The organism is Nocardia callitridis, assembly GCF_039543305.1.
GTDB lineage: Bacteria > Actinomycetota > Actinomycetes > Mycobacteriales > Mycobacteriaceae > Nocardia > Nocardia callitridis.
The window spans coordinates 1,481,423-1,499,435 of record NZ_BAABJM010000001.1 but is presented as its reverse complement, the minus strand read 5'-3'; the positions used below and the strand labels follow the sequence as shown (position 1 = coordinate 1,499,435).

13 protein-coding genes are annotated in these 18,013 nt (G+C 66.8%); 8 read left to right on the top strand and 5 right to left on the bottom strand.

Annotation, left to right across the window (positions count from 1 at the left end; translation table 11 throughout):
* Window positions 1–68 precede the first annotated feature (68 nt).
* The 3 genes from ABEA50_RS06360 to ABEA50_RS06350 all read left to right on the top strand — a co-directional run bounded on the left by ABEA50_RS06360 (window position 69) and on the right by ABEA50_RS06350 (window position 1,569).
* A complete protein-coding gene (locus tag ABEA50_RS06360; protein ID WP_345494088.1) occupies window positions 69–353 on the top strand; it encodes a hypothetical protein in 285 nt (94 codons plus the stop codon).
* 35 nt (window positions 354–388) lie between these two features.
* Window positions 389–1,015 carry a histidine phosphatase family protein gene (locus tag ABEA50_RS06355; RefSeq protein ID WP_345494087.1) on the top strand — a complete coding sequence of 209 codons (627 nt, stop codon included), beginning with the start codon at window positions 389–391 and terminating at the stop codon, window positions 1,013–1,015.
* 224 nt (window positions 1,016–1,239) lie between these two features.
* Window positions 1,240–1,569 (top strand): hypothetical protein, encoded by a 330-nt coding sequence (locus tag ABEA50_RS06350; RefSeq protein WP_345494086.1) that lies wholly within the window; start codon window positions 1,240–1,242, stop codon window positions 1,567–1,569.
* A gap of 75 nt (window positions 1,570–1,644) precedes the next feature.
* Here ABEA50_RS06350 and ABEA50_RS06345 read toward each other — a convergent pair whose 3' ends face one another.
* The 4 genes from ABEA50_RS06345 to ABEA50_RS06330 form a co-directional block, all read right to left on the bottom strand.
* The gene (locus ABEA50_RS06345) at window positions 1,645–2,544 is read right to left on the bottom strand and encodes a cutinase family protein (protein ID WP_345494683.1); all 900 of its coding nucleotides are present in this window, start codon (window positions 2,542–2,544) and stop codon (window positions 1,645–1,647) included.
* A 383-nt stretch (window positions 2,545–2,927) separates the two neighbouring features.
* Window positions 2,928–4,412, bottom strand: coding sequence for a glutamate synthase subunit beta (locus ABEA50_RS06340; protein WP_345494085.1), 1,485 nt, complete (start codon window positions 4,410–4,412; stop codon window positions 2,928–2,930).
* Complete coding sequence (gene gltB / locus ABEA50_RS06335) at window positions 4,405–9,057, bottom strand: glutamate synthase large subunit (protein WP_345494084.1); 4,653 nt, start codon at window positions 9,055–9,057, stop codon at window positions 4,405–4,407. Before gltB ends, ABEA50_RS06340 begins: the two co-directional genes overlap by 8 nt.
* 748 nt (window positions 9,058–9,805) lie before the next feature.
* Entirely contained in the window at window positions 9,806–10,330 is a 525-nt protein-coding gene (locus ABEA50_RS06330; RefSeq protein WP_345494083.1) for a chorismate mutase, read from the bottom strand.
* Window positions 10,331–10,683: 353 nt separating this feature from the next.
* Here ABEA50_RS06330 and ABEA50_RS06325 point away from each other — a divergent pair, with 353 nt between their 5' ends.
* A complete protein-coding gene (locus ABEA50_RS06325; protein ID WP_345494082.1) occupies window positions 10,684–12,219 on the top strand; it encodes a DUF4407 domain-containing protein in 1,536 nt (511 codons plus the stop codon).
* Here ABEA50_RS06325 and ABEA50_RS06320 read toward each other — a convergent pair.
* On the bottom strand, window positions 12,216–12,449 hold the full coding sequence (locus ABEA50_RS06320; protein ID WP_345494081.1) for a hypothetical protein: 234 nt from the start codon (window positions 12,447–12,449) through the stop codon (window positions 12,216–12,218). The genes ABEA50_RS06325 and ABEA50_RS06320 overlap by 4 nt on opposite strands.
* A gap of 265 nt (window positions 12,450–12,714) precedes the next feature.
* Between ABEA50_RS06320 and ABEA50_RS06315 the strand changes: the two genes are divergently transcribed.
* The 4 genes from ABEA50_RS06315 to ABEA50_RS06300 all read left to right on the top strand — a co-directional run bounded on the left by ABEA50_RS06315 (window position 12,715) and on the right by ABEA50_RS06300 (window position 18,012).
* Window positions 12,715–14,295: an adenylate/guanylate cyclase domain-containing protein gene (locus ABEA50_RS06315; RefSeq protein ID WP_345494080.1), complete on the top strand. Its 1,581-nt coding sequence runs from the start codon at window positions 12,715–12,717 to the stop codon at window positions 14,293–14,295.
* A gap of 836 nt (window positions 14,296–15,131) precedes the next feature.
* The gene (locus tag ABEA50_RS06310; RefSeq protein WP_345494079.1) at window positions 15,132–16,001 is read left to right on the top strand and encodes a hypothetical protein; all 870 of its coding nucleotides are present in this window, start codon (window positions 15,132–15,134) and stop codon (window positions 15,999–16,001) included.
* Window positions 15,998–17,029, top strand: a complete 1,032-nt coding sequence (locus ABEA50_RS06305; RefSeq protein WP_345494078.1) for a DUF4129 domain-containing protein — start codon at window positions 15,998–16,000, stop codon at window positions 17,027–17,029. Before ABEA50_RS06310 ends, ABEA50_RS06305 begins: the two co-directional genes overlap by 4 nt.
* On the top strand, window positions 17,026–18,012 hold the full coding sequence (locus tag ABEA50_RS06300; protein WP_345494077.1) for an AAA family ATPase: 987 nt from the start codon (window positions 17,026–17,028) through the stop codon (window positions 18,010–18,012). Before ABEA50_RS06305 ends, ABEA50_RS06300 begins: the two co-directional genes overlap by 4 nt.
* Window position 18,013 lies beyond the last annotated feature (1 nt).

Here is an 18,013-nt window from a genome sequence, read left to right as displayed (position 1 = left end):
AGGCGGGCGGTAGCGGTTACGGTGATCCACGGCACCGGGAGGATGCCACGTATCGAGAGGGGTCACTCATGTATCTGGACTTGTTGAGCCACGCTGCGCTCAATCCGACGCTGTTTTCGGACCACGCCGCGATGTTGTCGCACACGGTATTCGCCGACAGTCCGGTGTTCACGCAGCAGGGTGGGGCGCTCAACCAGGACACATTGGCTTCGGTGCTGGAAACCGAGGCCAGAAGAAGGGGCAAGGGACGCCGTCGCGGCGGCGGCTTGTTCATCCTCGGTGGCGTGTGCTGCCTGCTGGTCGTCGCGCTGATCGTCGCGGGCATCTACTTCCTGGTCAAGCGAAAGAAGTAGCACCGAACCGGTCGGGATGCGGCAGAGTGGTCGACGTGCAGTTGATCCTCGTACGTCATGCCCAACCGCTTCGCGTCCACAACACCGACGGTCCCGCCGATCCCGGGCTCGCCGAGGTCGGGGTCGAGCAGGCCGCCAGGGTGCCCGCAGCGCTGCGTCAGCACCCGATCGGCCGAGTGGTGAGCAGCCCGCAGCTACGAGCGTTGCAGACAGCACAGCCGACGGCCGATGCGCTCGGATTACCCGTGGACGTGGTGGATGACCTGGCCGAATACGACCGCGAGCACACCACATACATTCCGATCGAGTTCGCGAAGACCGAGTTTCGCGATGCCTACGAGCAGATCAAGTCCGGGCATTTCCCGGCCGAGGTGGACGGGCGTGCCTTCACCCGCAGGGTGATGGACGCCGTCACCGAGGTCGCCGCCTCCACCGAACCCAACGACTCGGTGGTCGTGTTCGCGCACGGCGGCGTGATCAATGTGCTGCTCCAGAAGGTGCTCGATCTGGAACGTCCGCTGAGCTTTCCGATCGACTACTGTTCGATTACCCGAATTCTGTTCTCCCGCACCGGTCGTCGGACTGCGGCGACGGTGAACGAGAACGGGCATGTGTGGGACCTGTTGCCGCGCAACGTTTCCAGCACGGTTCCCGTCCTCTGAGGTCCTCGGCATCGGGCAACGTCTTCGCCGAGGTCCCAGTACTGTGTGCTGTCGCGGGCAACGTCGTCGTCGCACCGGCGTGGACACGAACAGAGCTGGTCGGAGCGGGCGTCGCGCTCACAGGCGATTGCCAGCGTCGTCGCACCACGGTCTCAGTGCTCGCGCCTTTGATGGGTCTGGTGAGCCGCTGCCGCGGCCACCAGCTCCCACGAAAGGACCTCGTTTTGCGAACCTCGACTTCCCGCAAGACACCGATTCGCCGCCGCATGGTTCAGGTGGCCGTCACCGGCGCGCTGATCGCCGCACCGATCGGCACGCTGGCGGCTACCGCGTCGGCGCAGACACCGAGCACCGATTCCAGCGCTCAGGTGGCCACCGAGACGAACGCCGCCGACATCGCGCAGCCGGGACCCGACGGGCAGTGGCCCGACCGTGAGCACCACGAGCACGACGGCCGACGCGGCGAGCACCACCGCCCCGATGCGCCGGACAACAATCCCTTCCCCGGGCCGATCCCCGGCATCCCCGCACCCGCCACCGGCTCGGCGGGCTGACCGAACGGCCCGGCCGACGAACGAGGCCCACCTCCCGAAACGGAAGTGGGCCTCGTTCGATCGATGCCGAAGCGATCAGGCCATGCCGGCGATCCAGTTGTGCATCCAGGAGATCGCTGTCTGACCGCCGCCGACGCCGTAGCTGCCGTACAGGGTGTGCGCCTGCGACTGATAGAACGCCTCCAGGTCCTCAGCGCGCTGCTGATTCGCGGATTCGCTCAACTGCCCCTGCAACAACGGGATTCCGCCATTGGCCATCAGGTCGGTGACGATGTTGTTCATCTCGATCTGGTAGCGCCACATATTGGCGGGGTTGGCCTCGGAAGCCTGCGCGAGGAACCCGGCGAACCTGGTGACGAAATCGTCGCCCGCCGTCGCGCAATAGAGATCGTCGACCGCGCAGATCGTGCGGGTGCGATCGCTGACCCAGCCGAACCCGCCGACCCGAGCGCCACCCGCGCCCGCGCCCGGCGCGACCGGGCCGACCTGAATGTCGGTGGGCGAACGACGCGGATCGGAGATGAGGCCGACTCCGGCGATCCGATCCGGCGACACCACGCCGAGGCCGGTGCCGATCTCGGCGGCGAGATCGCCTGCGGCATCGGCACCTTGGCTGTAACCGACCAGTGCGATCTTGGTGGCACCGCAGCGCTGCGCCATCGCGCCCACCAGACCGCGCGCGTTGTCGGTGGCTTCCTTCTTCGAATTGCCGTAAACGTCACCTTCCCACGGGAAGGCCGTGGCGGAGTAGGTGACGTAGTCGACTTCGGTGGAACTCGGTAGTCCCCTGGTAACACCGGCGAGCATGCCGGGTTCCGGGGTCTTGTCGTGGCCGGTTTCCCAGGTGCCGGGGACCGCGACCACATAGAGGCTTGGGCAGCCGGGGTCCGCCGCGGCGGAACCGGCGCCGAACACCATGCCCGATAATACGGTCGCGGACGCACCGATCGCCGCGACAACCTTTTTCACCTGCATACTGCTCCAGTCCACCCGTGGCCCCTCGTGGGGGCACCCGCGACAACTCCGCGCATTGATGCTGACTCCGGCGGATGTCGTTGCGGTGCACACACAGTGAACAACGCTGGTCGACCCGACTCGACCACACACAACCCCACCTGCCGACAATCAGCAGACGCCGCTGATCACAATAAGGCCACAGCGGCGCGAGCGCTATTCGAACACCCAGGATTGCGCGATTTCCGCAGGACCGAAATGCGAAACGCTCGTGGACGGTGTCCACGAGCGTTTCCGCGCTCCCGTAAGGAGATTCGACGCCCCGTAAGGAGGTTCGACGCTCCTGTAAGGAGATTCGGCACAGCGCCGAGCCGACCGATACCAGCCGAACCGGCGCCGGCGAATCAGCGCTGCGGTGCGGTGGTGGGCGCGATCGGCACCGGCAGCGCGGTCTCACCCTCCAGGTACTTGTCCACCGCCGACGCGGCGGCACGCCCTTCGGAAATCGCCCACACGATCAGCGACTGGCCGCGGCCCATGTCGCCCGCGACGAAAACGCCGGGAACGTTGGTGCTGAATTCCTTGTTGCGCTGCACATTCCCGCGCTGGTCGTAGCCGACACCGAGATCCTCCAGCAGGCCACGCTTCTCAGGACCGGTGAAGCCCATCGCCAACAGCACGAGGTCGGCCTCCAGCGTGAACTCGGTGCCCTCGACCTTCTCGAAGCGGCCGTTGACCATCTTCACCTCGTGCGCTTCCAGTCCGGCGACGACCTCGCGGCCCTGCTCGTCGGTCCTGCCGATGAAACGCTCGGTGTTCACCGAGAACACCCGCTCGCCACCCTCTTCGTGCGCCGAGGACACCCGGTACACCAGCGGATAGGTCGGCCACGGAGTGGAATCGGCGCGCTCTTCGGGCGGGCGCGGCATGATCTCGAACTGATGGATGACTTCCGCGCCTTGCCGATGCGAGGTGCCGAGGCAGTCGGCGCCGGTGTCGCCACCGCCGATGATGACTACCTTCTTGTCCTTGGCGTGGATCGGCGGCAGGCCATCGGAGTCGGTGACGTCGTCACCGAGCTGCACCCGGTTGGACCAGGGCAGGAACTCCATCGCCTGATGGATTCCCACCAGATCGCGACCGGGAATCGGCAGGTCACGCGCGAGCGTCGCGCCACCGGCGAGCACGACCGAGTCGAAATCCTCACGCAGCTGCTCGGCGGTGATGTCGACGCCCACGTTCACGCCGGTCTTGAAGATGGTGCCCTCGGCCTCCATCTGCGCGAGACGGCGATCGATGAAGCGCTTCTCCATCTTGAATTCCGGGATGCCGTAGCGCAGGAGGCCGCCGATGCGATCTGCGCGCTCGAACACCGTCACGGTGTGGCCCGCGCGCGTCAACTGCTGGGCGGTGGCCAGTCCGGCGGGACCGGAACCGATCACGGCGACCTTCTTGCCGGTCAGGCGAGTCGGGTACACCGGGGTCACCCAGCCCTCGTCGAAGGCGTTCTCGATGAGTTCGACCTCGACCTGCTTGATGGTGACCGGATCCTGATTGATCCCGAGCACACACGACGCCTCACACGGCGCCGGGCACAACCGACCGGTGAATTCCGGGAAGTTGTTGGTGGCGTGCAGACGATCGATGCCCTCGCGCCACTGCCCCTTGTAGACCAGGTCGTTCCACTCGGGAATGAGATTGCCCAGCGGGCAGCCGTTGTGGCAGAAGGGGATTCCGCAGTCCATGCACCTGCTGGCCTGACGTTGCAGTGTGCCGTGCTCGAATCCCTCTTCGTAGACCTCTTTCCAGTCCATCAGACGCAGCGGTACCGGCCTGCGCTTGGGCAATTCCCGCGAGGTGTGCTTCAGAAATCCCTTGGGGTCAGCCACGAGCGGCCTCCATAATCGCTTCGTCGACGTCTTTGCCGCTCTTCTCCGCCTCGGAAATGGCGAGCAAAACCTTCTTGTATTCGCGCGGCATGACCTTGACGAAATGGTTCACCTGCTGCGACCAGTCGCCGAGAATGCGTTCGGCGACCGCCGAACCGGTTTGCTCCCTGTGCTGGGCGATCACATCGCGCAGCCAGGTGAAATCGTCACCGGAGAGCTGCTCGACAGAACCGGCCTGCTCGGGGTTGAGTAGCGCGGTGAAGGTGTCGTCCGGGTCGTAGACGAACGCGAGGCCACCCGACATACCGGCGCCGAAATTGCGCCCGGTCTCGCCGAGAATGACCACCTTGCCGCCGGTCATGTACTCGCAGGCGTGGTCGCCGACGCCTTCGACGACAGCGGTAGCACCGGAGTTGCGTACGGCGAACCGTTCGCCGACCACACCGCTGATGAACACCTCGCCGCTGGTGGCACCGAACAGGATCACGTTGCCCGCGATGATGTTCTCTTCGGCCTTGAACTCCGCCGGGGCGTTGAGCGACGGGCGCACCACCAGGTGCCCACCCGAAAGTCCCTTGCCGACATAGTCGTTCGCGTCACCCTGCACACGCAGGGTGATACCGGCTGGCACGAACGCGCCGAAGCTGTTGCCCGCCGAACCGGTGAAGGTGATGTCGATCGTCTCGTCGGGCAGACCCGCGCCACCGTAGAGCTTGGTCACCTCGTGGCCGAGCATGGTGCCGACGGTCCGGTTGACGTTGGTGATCTTGGTATCGAACTTCACCGACTGACCGCGCTCGAGCGCGTCGCGGCTCTGCTCGATCAACTGCTGATCCAACGCCTTGTCCAAGCCGTGGTCCTGGGTCTTGGTGCAGCGCCGATCCTGGAACATGAACGCCGTCTCGACGTCGTCGAGGATCGGCGACAAGTCCAGCTTGCTGGCCTTCCAGTGCTGCTTGGCCTTGGTGGTATCCAGCAGGTGCACCTGGCCGATGGCCTCGTCCAGGGTGCGGAAACCCAACTGCGCCAACAGTTCCCTGACCTCTTCGGCGATGAACATGAAGAAGTTCTCGACGAATTCCGGGCTGCCGTTGAAACGTTCACGCAGCACGGGGTTCTGCGTGGCGATACCCACCGGGCAGGTGTCGAGGTGGCAGACCCGCATCATGATGCAGCCGGAGACCACCAGTGGCGCGGTCGCGAAACCGTACTCCTCGGCACCGAGCAGCGCGGCGATCATTACGTCGCGTCCGGTCTTCATCTGGCCGTCGACCTGCACGACGATCCGGTCGCGCAACCCGTTGAGCAGCAGCGTCTGCTGGGTCTCGGCGAGGCCGAGCTCCCACGGACCACCCGCGTGCTTGAGCGAGGTGAGCGGCGAGGCGCCGGTACCGCCGTCGTGGCCGGAGATCAGCACCACGTCGGCGTGCGCCTTGGACACACCGGCGGCGACCGTGCCGACACCGGGCTCGGCGACCAGCTTCACGTGGATGCGTGCCTGCGGGTTCGCGTTCTTCAGATCGTGGATCAGCTGGGCGAGATCCTCGATCGAGTAGATGTCGTGGTGCGGCGGCGGCGAGATCAAACCGACACCGGGCGTCGAGTGCCTGACCTCGGCGACCCACGGGTACACCTTGTGCGCTGGCAGCTGACCGCCCTCGCCCGGCTTGGCACCCTGAGCCATCTTGATCTGGATATCGGTGCAGTTGGTGAGGTAGTGCGCGGTGACACCGAAGCGTCCCGAAGCCACCTGCTTGATCGCACTGCGGCGCCAGTCGCCGTTGTCCTCCGGCTCGAAACGGGCCGGGCTCTCGCCGCCCTCACCGGAGTTGGAGCGACCGCCGAGACGATTCATCGCGATCGCCAGGTTCTCGTGCGCCTCCGACGAGATGGAGCCGTAGCTCATCGCGCCCGTGGAGAAGCGCTTCACGATGTCCGCGGCGGACTCGACCTCGTCGATCGGGATCGAGGCGCGCTGCTTGGTCTTGAACTTGAACAAGCCGCGCAGCGAGGCCAGGCGCTCGGACTGGTCGTCGACCAGCTTGGTGTACTCCTTGAAGATCGAGTACTGCCCGCTGCGGGTCGCGTGCTGCAACTTGAACACGGTGTCCGGGTTGAACAGGTGGTATTCACCCTCGCGCCGCCACTGGTATTCGCCGCCGACCTCTAGCTCGCGATGCGCGCGCTCGTTGCGGTTTTCCAGGTAGGCGATCCGATGCCGCTCGGCGATGTCGTCGGCGAGCTCCTCCAGGCCGATGCCGTCCAGGTGCGAGCGCATGCCGGTGAAGTACTCGTCGGCAAGCTTCTGCGAGATGCCGATCACCTGGTAGAGCTGCGCGCCGTTGTAGGAGGCGAGGGTGGAGATGCCCATCTTGGACATCACCTTGAGCACGCCCTTGCCCGCGGCCTTGTTGTAGTTGGCCACGGCCGTGCGATAGTCCGCACCTCGGTCACCGGTGCTGTCGGGCATCTGCAACGCGCCACGCTCGAGCATGTCCTCGATCGTCTCGAAGGCCATGTACGGGTTGATCGCGGCCGCGCCGAAACCGACCAGCAGCGCCATGTGGTGCACCTCGCGGGCGTCACCGGCCTCGACGACGAGCCCGACCATGGTGCGGGTGCGTTCCCTGACCAGGTGATGATGCACCGAGGAGGTCAGCAGCAGCGAGGGAATCGGCGCCAACTTCTCGTTGGACTCACGGTCGGACAGCACGATGATGCGCGCTCCGCCGTCGATGGCGGCCGAGACCTGGGTGTTGATGGCCTCCAGTGCCGCGCGTAAACCCCTGCCGCCCTTGGCGACCGGGTACAGGCCGCGCACGACCACCGAACGCAGCCCTTGGTGCGAGCCGTCGTCGTTGATGTGCACCAGCTTGGCCAACTCGTCGTTGTCCAGGATCGGCTGATCGATGGTGATCTGGCGGCACGACTCGGGCGAGGGGTGCAGCAGGTCGCCCTCGGGGCCGATCGCGCGCCGAAGGCTGGTGACGACCTCTTCGCGGATCGCATCCAGCGGCGGGTTGGTGACCTGCGCGAATTGCTGCGAGAAGTAGTCGAACAGCAGCCGGGGACGCGCCGAGAGCACCGCGATCGGGGTGTCGGTGCCCATCGAGCCGAGCGCTTCACCACCGGTCTTGGCCATCGGCGAGATGAGCAGGTTCAACTCTTCGTTGGTGTATCCGAAGATCTGCTGCCGGATCAGCACCCGGTCGTGCGGCATGTGCACGTGCGGCCGATCGGGCAGGTCGGCGAGCTCGATCAGGCCGTCGTCGAGCCACTCCTCGTAGGGGTGCTCCGCGGCGAGCTGCGACTTGAGCTCCTCGTCGCCGACGATGCGGCCCTGCGAGGTATCGACCAGGAACATGCGTCCCGGTTGCAGACGGACCTTCTTGACCACCTTGGACGGGTCGATGTCGAGCACGCCGACCTCGGAGGCCATCACGACGAGACCGTCGTCGGTGACCCAGATGCGGCTGGGCCGCAGGCCGTTGCGGTCGAGCACCGCGCCGACGACGTTGCCGTCGGAGAAGCAGACCGAGGCCGGTCCGTCCCACGGTTCCATCATCATCGCGTGGTACTGGTAGAACGCGCGCCGCTGTGCGTCCATGGTGGCGTTGCGTTCCCAGGCTTCGGGAATCATCATCAGCACCGAGTGGGGCAAACTGCGGCCACCGAGGTGCAGCAGTTCCAGCACCTCGTCGAAGCGCGCGGTATCGCTCGCCCCCGGCGTACAGACGGGGAAGATCTTGTCGAGCCGATTGTTGCCCGCCGAGTCGACACCGAAGGTGTCCGAACGCAGCAGCGCCTCACGCGCGCGCATCCAGTTCTCGTTGCCGGTGACGGTGTTGATCTCGCCGTTGTGGGCGACCCGGCGGAACGGGTGCGCCAGCGGCCAGGACGGGAAGGTGTTGGTGGAGAAGCGCGAGTGCACGATGCCGAGCGCGCTTTCCACCCTGCTGTCCTGCAGGTCGAGGTAGAACGCGCGCAGCTGCGGCGTGGTGAACATGCCCTTGTAGACGAAGGTCTGGCCGGACAGGCTCGGGAAGTACACCGATTCCCTGCCGACAGCGCCTTCGCCGGGGCCCGCCTTGCCGAGCTCGTGCTCGATGCGCTTGCGCACCACGTAGGCGCGGCGCTCGAGGTCCATGCCCGACAGCTGCTCGGCCGAACCTTCGGGGGAGGCGATGAACAATTGACGGAACGTCGGCATCGCGTCACGCGAGAGCGCGCCGAGCGAGGATCCGTCGATCGGCACCTCACGCCAGCCGAGGACCACGAGGCCCTCTTCCTTGACGATCTTCTCCACGCCGTAGGAAGCGCGCGCGGCTTCCCTGCGCGCCTGTGGGAGGAAGGCGATGCCCGAGGCATACGAGCCTTCCGGAGGCAGTTCGAAGTCGACGACCTCGCGGAAAAAGCGGTCGGGAATCTGAATCAGGATTCCCGCACCGTCGCCGCTGTTGGGCTCCGCGCCGGCAGCACCTCGGTGCTCCAGGTTCAACAGGGCGGTAATAGCCTTGTCGACGATGTCGCGGCTGCGGCGGCCGTGCATGTCGACGACGAACGCGACACCGCAGGCATCGTGTTCGTACGCCGGGTCGTAGAGACCGGTGGGTCCAGGTGACCTTTGGCCAGGAAGTTGCGTCATGCCTCTGCCTTCAAGAAAGTCGGCTATCGATGGATTCGCCACGGCCGAGATGCGGCCTTGGCGTCGAATGCGCCGAACGCTTCCGTACAAGACTGCGCCCGTACGTTCCGAAACCAGCCGCGCTGATGGTCTTCGGCGTGCAGTCACGTCTCCAGTTGTTTCCACCCGCTTCTGTTACGTAGTGGGTGCCCGTAGGTAACGCCAGTCCCCTGGCAGGTCCATACCTCCGTGCGGGTTTCCGCTCGCTGCGCTGAGCACCGGCTAGGAGCTGCCCGAGCGGTGATGACGCCGTCCATTCTGTGTTCGGCGTAAGAGCAAACGATAAGTCAGGTCCGGAGCCCAACCAACTAAGGTTGTGCTAATAAACAGTTCTAGCTGGGCTTTTCATTTTCGGTCCTCCACGTGTTCGCTTTGTCCAGTGTAAAGCAGCGAGTACCGCATAAGCGATGCCATGACACTCGATGCCAGCTCGAGACAACCGGCGCGCGAGAGCGGTCCGCGACCAGGTGAAACGGTCGATTACCTGCGCCCACCTGCATCGCCCTGGATTTCCCCCCGCCGGGTCCGCGCAAACCATCCAGTGGCGGCTAACTCGGTAGCAGCCCTTATGAGACGTTTACGACAGTGGTGTGACAAGCCCGTAACATGATCCGACCGTCCGGCCTCTTTTGCCTGATATGGCATTCGGCACACATCCAGCAAATCTCATCAAGTGGGATTGAACACAGTTGCCGAGACCGAGGAGAAGTCAGCCACGCACAGGGCACAACGTCGCGACCGCGCGCACCAACGCCGCCCGGTGCAACGGATCGACCCGACCCGACGCGAAGGCATCGAATACGCTGCGCGCCAACCGTTGCCGACAGTCCACCGCGACCAACTCGGTCCGCCGTGCCGCCAACTGATCGACGATCTCGATATTCACCCGATCGATCATCGGACGCACTGCCGCGAGGTCCGGCGGTCGAGTCGGCGCCTGGGCCGGATCGAACCGCCACCGCATCATCAGCCCGCGCTGCACGACCTTGCTGGCCTCGATCTGACCGAAAAACACCTGCCGAAGCCAACTCTCGGAGAGCGCACGGGCACCCCCGAGCCGCGCCATGGCGTCGTAGACCTCGGCTTCGCGCGCCGGGTCGTCGATTGTCGGCCGCACACCGTCGCGCCGCGCCGACGACCACTTGGCCGCGGCCACCGCATCGGCCGTATCCAGGCGCGCGACCAGCAGTGCGACCAACACCGCCAACGAGGCATCCGGTGCCCGCGGCGGCACCGCGCCCCCCTCAGCCGAGGTAGCCAAGAGAGCTGTCGCCGTCCCGATCGCCACCATGCACGCGCGCATCTGCCGAGGTCATCGGCTGACACGCACGGCAATCACACACAGCGCCAGAATATGCGGTCCGAACCGAGCCGTTCTATGCGGTATCCACCCCTTTGTGAGGCTGGACACATACACTGGCCGCCGCTCGGTGTGTCGCCGCTACGCCTGTCACCCTTGGACCACCGATCCGTCACCGTTTTCCGCACTAACTTTGCCCCACGAAAACGCAGGACCAGCGTAGATGCCGACAGCAACCGCGAAGACCGGCACCGAAAACGCTCGGCCGTAGAGGATGTGAGTTCCCCTTGCCCGTCACCGGCTCGCTCACCTGGCTCGGCGGAGGCCATGCCGACGACGTCGCCTACCGCCACGAACGCACCAGCTATGTCGTCACCGGCGCGGCAGTGCTGTTGTTCGCGCTCGTGGCCGGTCTTTTCACCGCCATGGCCGTGGGCGGCAGCTGGCCCGTCCGCACCACAGTCGTCGGTGCGGTGCTCGCCGCCGTGCTCGCCGCGCTCCTCGGCCGTGCGATCGCGACAACCCGACCCGACGGTGGACCCGACCGTCTCGGTCTGCTCGCCCGCGTATCGGTCGCGGTGCTCGCGGGCGGGCTACTCGCCGAACTCGCGGCGATCGTGGTGTTCGGCGGCTCCATCGACCGAGTACTCGAGGAAAAGGCCCAGCGCGCGGTCGATTCCGCACCCGCCGTCGTCCTGGCGCGCACCGAACTCGACACCGCGCGCACCGAGCGCGCCGCGCTCGGCCGCTCGATCGACGCCGCACAGGCCGACATCGACAACGCGCTGGTGACCGCGCGCTGCGAATACAACCCGACGCCGGAGTGCCCGCAGACCAGGATCACCGGGGTACCCGGCGCAGGACCCGAGGCACGCACCGCCAACGAATTGCTCGACGACGCCCGCGCACGCCTGGCCGCCGAGCAGGATCGCGTCGCCGCGCTCGACCAGCGCGTCGCCGACAGCGAGAACGCCGTCACCACAGCACGATCCAGCAGTTTCGCCAGTGCCGATCGCGGCCTCGGCGCGCGCTGGCGCGCGATGAACGACTACACCGCTCAGGATTCCGGTGCGCTGACGTTGCGCGTGCTGGTGATCGTCGCGCTGATCGCGCTCGCCCTGCTTCCACTGTTGCTGCGGTGGTGGCGCGGCGAAACCTCCTTCGACCGGCAGACCGCCGCGCGCGGAGTGCTCGATCAGGCCGAATGGGAGGCCGACACGGCCATCGCACTCGAACGCGTGCACACCCGCACGGAGGCCGAGAACCTGCGCGCCGCCAAACAGCTCACCGCGACCAAGCTCGAGATCGAGGCGGACAACGCCATCGAGCGCGAACGTCAACGCACCAGGATCATCGCGGCCATCGGTGGCATCGAGATCGGCGTCAACGAACCGACACCGACGAGCGCCCGCCCGTCCGGCCCGAAGACACTGTCCGGCACACCGACGAAGGACGCTCACATGCCGAACGACGAAACCCCCACGCACCTACCCGCTTCCGTGCGCAGCACCGAGATCGTCGCCCCGGCCCGCGCCGATTCCGGTGGCGGTCTGGAACTTCCGCTGATCGGGACCGTGCCGTTCACCGACACCGCCGCCCGATTCATCCGCCCACTGGTCCCCTCGTTCGTGGCCAACGCCATCGACACCGCCACCCACCCTTTGCGCACCGCCCGGCACGCGTTCGAGGAGGTCGAGGAAATCACCTTCACCGTGCGCCGCACCCGCAAGGTCACCGTGGACGCCCAGGTGCTCGGCGACCACGCCGAACACATCGCGACCACCGTGGTGGACGCCGACTATTCGGACCAGAACAACCGCTAGCGCACCTTCTCCCCCACCCGGCGGCTTTCGCGACCGCGATCGACGTCGACAACACCGCGGTGACCGGTGCCGAATCCGATCGCGCTCGCACCGATCACGGCATCCGCGCGGCGCCAGCGAACCCGGACAGCCCGTCGTGGCAGCTGTAGCGCGCGTGCGGCTGTCTGCCCACCGCGCCGCCGCCGCAGCACCATCGGCAGCAGGGCGAGCGCGATCACCAGCACGCGCAACGCCAGCGCGTTGGGGCCACAAGGAAAAGGGAGGAAGCGGCGGGGATCAACCCGAAGCGGTGACCTGCTCTCGTACCGGAGTCGCCGCGCGGCGACTCGGTGGCGCACCGAAATTGGCGCCCCGAGTTCGGAGAAGCCGAGTTCGAGCAAGCGGACGCGCCCTTATACAGGTCACAGTCTCCATTGCGTGGTAGTTCTTGTTCGGGGTGCCCGTCTGTAGTTCCTCCGGCACCACTGAACGCATATCCGGAAGGGCGGACACCGCATGCCGCACAGCGACGACCCACTCGCGGCCGCGCCATGGGGCTCACGCCTACTCGGACGGGAAGAAGAAGCATCGGGCACCCGACGACTACGCATCCAATTCCTGTTGACCGTGCCGATCGTGCTGGCCAACCTCACCGGTGTCGTCGTGTCGATCACGCTGATCGGTTTCGTGCTGCCTGGCCCTTCGGTGTTCAGCGACAAGATGATTCTGATCGACGCCATCGCCGCGCCCGTGTACGCGGCGGTCGCGGTGCTGATCGGCGTCTGGTGGGGCACCGCGCGCGGACTGCGCGCGCTGCGCTGGGCCATCGACCCCGACACCGTGCCCACCGAGCAGCAGCAGGTAGCGGCCGCCGCCGTGCCGTGGCGACTGGTGCGCATCCAGGCGTTGCTGTGGTCGGGCGGCGTGCTCGTACTCACCTTGCTCGCGGGCCTGGCCGACCCGGGGCTGATTCCCAAGGTGGCCTTCGGGATCGCGTTCAGCGCGGTCGTCGTGTGCGCGAGCACCTACCTGATCATCGAGTTCGCGCTGCGACCGGTCACCTCCCGCGTGCTTTCGTCCCGGGAGTCGCGCTCGCGCAGCGGCATCGGTGTTTTCGGGCGATCGTTGCTGATGTGGCTGGTCGGTTCCGCGGTGCCCGTCGCGGGTTTGATGGTGGTCGCGATTCTCGCGCTGAGCATGGACGACGTCACCAAGGCCCGGCTCGCGGTGTGTGTGCTCTCCCTCGGCGGCGCGACCCTCCTGCTCGGCTTGCTGCTGATGACACAGACCCTCGCGGCGACCGTCGCCCCGATCAACGATGTGCGCAGGGCCATGCGCGAGGTGGAGGTCGGCGAACTCGATCTCCAACTCGCGGTCTACGACGGCACCGAACTCGGTGAACTGCAAAGCGGTTTCAACCGCATGATGGAGGGCCTACGCGAACGCGAGGAGATCCGAGACCTTTTCGGCCGACACGTCGGGCGCGAGGTCGCGGATGCGGCGCTCACCGGTAAATCGGTGCTCGGTGGTGTCGAGGTGAACGCGGCCGCGCTGTTCATCGACATCGTCGGCTCCACCACCATGGCCGCGACCCTGCCCGCACCCGAGATCGTCGCGATCCTCAACCGGTTCTTCGGCGTGGTCGTCGACGAGGTGGAACGACACGGGGGGCTGCTCAACAAGTTCGAGGGCGACGCGGCCCTTGCCGTCTTCGGGACGCCCGCGACATTGCCCGACGCCGCGGGTTCCGCCTTGGCATGCGGACGCGCGATCCGCGCCCGGCTGGACACCGAGGGCGCTGATTTCGTCGCCGCGATCGGCGTTGCCGAGGGCAGGGTGGTGGCGGGGAATGTCGGTGCGCGACAGCGCTACGAGTTCACGGTGATCGGTGACGCCGTCAACGAGGCTGCCAGGCTGTGCGAACTGGCCAAAGCGGATTCGCTACTGCTCACCTCGGGGAACACGGTGAACGCCGCCGACCCCGCCGAGGCGCGACAGTGGGAACTGGGCGAATCGGTGACCCTGCGCGGACGCTTGACCCCGACCCAACTGGCCCGCCCCCAGCAACCAGTACTCGAGGAAGTCGAGCAGCCCTGACCACGACCGGTCGAAGCGACCCTCGTGCGACAACCCGGCACCGACAGCGCACGCACCACCGCATGCGGGGAAGCCTCGGCCCACGAGTGACAAGCTCCGCCACGTCGACGCCACAGCATCATCGGCGATTTCCGCAGCGGATCTCCCCCGCGACCGAGTTGGCCGATCACAGCCGCAACGCTTCACCGTGCGGTGAACAACCGAGTTGATTCGGCCGTCCGCTGCGCGTCGCACGGTTGCCTCGAACGGCTCGAGCCGGTCGGGTCCGCGCGCACCCGACGCGTGCCGGTGTGTACGACCGGCACGAAAGTCGCTGTTTGCCAATGTCGCCGCACAGGTCTGCACCGGCTCCGCGGTCGCCGCGCCGAGCATCCACAGCCGAGCTGCCAGTTCGTGCGAATGTGGCGGGTCGGATGCCGATACGGCGGTGGCGTCGCTGCCATGAGCTCGTCGAACGACAACGAGGTGCGGGAGGCGCGGGCAGCGCCTTCGATCGACACGGTCGGCTGCTCGGTGGGCTTCACCTGTGACTCCGGCACAGCGGCCTGCGCGGCGGGGTCGCCCTCACCTTCCTTGCGCCCGATCATTCGCCGAAGAACGCCGTGGTGTCGCCCGGTGGGGTGTCGCGGCACAACACGCGCGGGTGGATCGCCGACGCACGGTCGAGTGGCCAGGTGGCCACGCTGTGGTGGATACGGTGCCCTGTTGCGGCCAGCCGCTGTCGGCGTCGCGGATGTGGGTCGCGCCCACGATCCCATCGGTGGAGGCAGCCGTCGGCGATGTTGCGGACTGGTTGGCCGCTTGTTACCCGGACGCCGCCGGTTAGACTCGGCCGCGTGCAACCAGCCGCCTACCCGGCCGGTGCCGTCGGGGCGGGAGAAGGTCCGGTGTCAGGTTCGCCTGGAACGACGGTCCCGGTTCGTCCACTGTCGTTCCGTGAACTCCTCGACACCCCGTTCGCCCTGATACAGGCCAATATTCGCGTGCTGCTCGGCGGAATGCTCGTCGGGCTGGTCGCCGGTGAGGTGCTGGTGGTCGCGATTACCGGGGGCGTGTCGCACCTGAACGACGGCGGGGATGGCGCGACCGCGCTCGGTGCGATCGTCTCGACGGTCGTGGTGGCGTGGATACTGCGATTCTGGTTGCGCGCGACGACCGTCACGTTCGGGCTCGCCGGCGTCAACGGCGCGTCGATCGGGTGGCGTGGCGCGGCGGCCGGGTTCGTAGCCAATGCCGGGCCGCTGTTGGTGTTCCAACTCTTGTTCACGCTCGTCGGAGTGCTGGTGCTGACCGTGTCGAGCCTGCTGATCGTGACGATCGTCCCCGGCACTGCCTGGTTGGGGTGGTTGCGCAGTAAGAGATTTCTCACGGTGCCGGTGATTGTCGCCGAGTCGGTGGGGCACACGCAGGCGGTGGCGCGCTCCACACTGCTTGTCGCGGGCACCGAATGGGCGATCACCGGACTCTGGTTGTGCCATCGGCTGCTGTTGCTTGTGCTGTGCGTGCCGCTGATCGGGATCCCGTGGCTGCTGGCCGACCTCACCGGAACACACCGGTGGCCGGTCATCGTGCTGCTCACCGGCGCGGTGCTGCTGATCGCGATGTTCGCCGAGGTGATCGAGGCCTCGACCAGGGTCGTCGTGTACATCGATCGACGCTGCCGCCGCGAGGGCGTCGACATCAGCGTGCCAGGAGCCGCGCGGTGAGCGAGGAGCACAAACACGCCGACGACCTCGACGCGCACCGCGCGCCAGCCACCCCGCGCCTCGGGCCGGCACAGGAGCATCTCGCGGCTGCCGAACACGCGGCGAGTCGACGAGATTTCGACCGCGCCCTGCGCGAGCGTTTTCGCGCCGTGCTGCGCGGCCTCGAACAACGCGGCATGTTGGAGGTGCGCCGCTCACGCACCGCGAACGAGACGGCCGACGACGTCACCACCGCCCTGGACAATCCACCGGAATTACACTCCACCGCACAGGTTTTCGACGAAGTCGTCTATGGCGGACGGCACGCCACCGAGGACGACTACCGCACCCTCGAATACCTCGACCGGTTCTCCACCGAGGCGCCGCCCCCCGTCGAGGAACCGCTCGACGCCGCGACCGTCGAACAGTCCTCGCGCACCACACGCACGCTGCCCGCACTCCCGAAACTGTTGCGCGACCCCCGATTTTGGGGAGCCATCGCCATCGGCGCGCTGATCGGGCTGCTGATCTACGGCGTGGTGCAATCGACCGGTGCGCCGAACGCGCCCGCGCCACCACCGAACGATCTGCCCACGCCGCCACGACCACGTCCGTCGGTGGGAAGCGGCAGCGACGCGCTGTGGGACCGACTGCCCGCGCCGATCTTCTTCGGCGGCCTACAGTTTCTGATCGCCGGGGTGCTCGTGGTGTGGTGGCGCGGCCGCCGACGCGGCGCATTCGTGCCGGAGCCGCGCCCCGTCGAGGTCCCCGCCAACGAGCTACTCGCCGGGCAGGCCGCGATGTATCGCCGGGCGGGCGATCACGGATATATCGCGGAGAAGCTGCGTGCGGCTACGACACGGCGCGTCTTCGCCCGCCTCGGAGTCGAGGCGAACACCTCGAACGAACAGATCATCGACGCCATCGCCAGCAGGGTCGGTGGCGAACCACAGCTGGTCGGCCATGCTCTCTTCGGCGCGGTTCCCGACGAACGAACACTGGAACTTGTTGCCGCGCAACTCGAATGGATTGAATCGGAGGTCCGATGACCAACGCCACGGACATGACCAAGACACCCACCGGCGAAGAGGCTCGGGCCGCGTTCGGCGCGCTGCGCGCGGAGATCGGCAAGGCGGTCGTCGGCAACGACACCGCCGTCATGTATCTCGTTCTCGCGCTGCTGTGCCGAGGGCATGTGCTGCTGGAGGGTGTGCCAGGCGTCGCGAAAACACTGCTGGTCCGCGCGCTGGCCACCGCACTGGATCTCGAACACAGCCGGGTGCAGTTCACCCCGGACCTGATGCCGGGCGATGTGACCGGCTCACAGGTCTACGACCCGCACTCCGCGGAGTTCACCTTCCGCCGAGGACCGGTGTTCACCAATCTGCTGCTCGCCGACGAGATCAACCGCACACCACCGAAGACCCAGTCGGCGCTGCTGGAATCGATGGAGGAGCGGCAGGTCTCGGTCGACGGCAAACCGCAGTCGCTGCCCGATCCGTTCGTCGTGGTGGCCACCCAGAACCCGATCGAACAGGAAGGCACCTACCCCCTGCCGGAGGCCCAGCTCGACCGGTTCCTGTTCAAGGTGGACATCCATCTCCCAGGCCGCGAGGAAGAATTCCGCGTCCTGCAACGGCACGCGTCGGGTTTCGATCCACGAGATCTGCTCGCCGCCGGGCTGCGTCCCGTCGCGGGGGCCGCGCACATCGCCGCGGCTCGTACCGCGGTGGGCGGGGTGGCCGTCGCCTCCGAAGTGCTCGCCTACACCGTCGACGTGTGCCGGGCCACGCGCAATTCCCCCGCCGTCCAGCACGGCGCCTCGACCAGGGGCGCGACCGCGCTGCTCGCGGCCGCGCGGGCACTGGCGTGGTTGAACGGTCGCGTCTTCGTCACACCGGACGATGTGAAAGCCGTGGCGCTGGTGACATTGCGGCACCGTTTGCGGTTGCGACCCGAGGCGGAATTGGACGGCGTGACGTCCGAGGGGGTCATGAGTTCGATCCTCGCCTCGGTCCCGGCCCCGGTGTAGC

What these genes read in the sequence shown, in the direction of transcription:
- ABEA50_RS06360 (WP_345494088.1), top strand. Translation starts at nt 69, where the DNA reads ATGTATCTGGACTTGTTGAGCCACGCTGCGCTCAATCCGACGCTGTTT.
- ABEA50_RS06345 (WP_345494683.1), bottom strand. Translation starts at nt 2,544, where the DNA reads ATGCAGGTGAAAAAGGTTGTCGCGGCGATCGGTGCGTCCGCGACCGTA.
- gltB (WP_345494084.1), bottom strand. Translation starts at nt 9,057, where the DNA reads ATGACGCAACTTCCTGGCCAAAGGTCACCTGGACCCACCGGTCTCTAC.
- ABEA50_RS06315 (WP_345494080.1), top strand. Translation starts at nt 12,715, where the DNA reads ATGCCGCACAGCGACGACCCACTCGCGGCCGCGCCATGGGGCTCACGC.
- ABEA50_RS06300 (WP_345494077.1), top strand. Translation starts at nt 17,026, where the DNA reads ATGACCAACGCCACGGACATGACCAAGACACCCACCGGCGAAGAGGCT.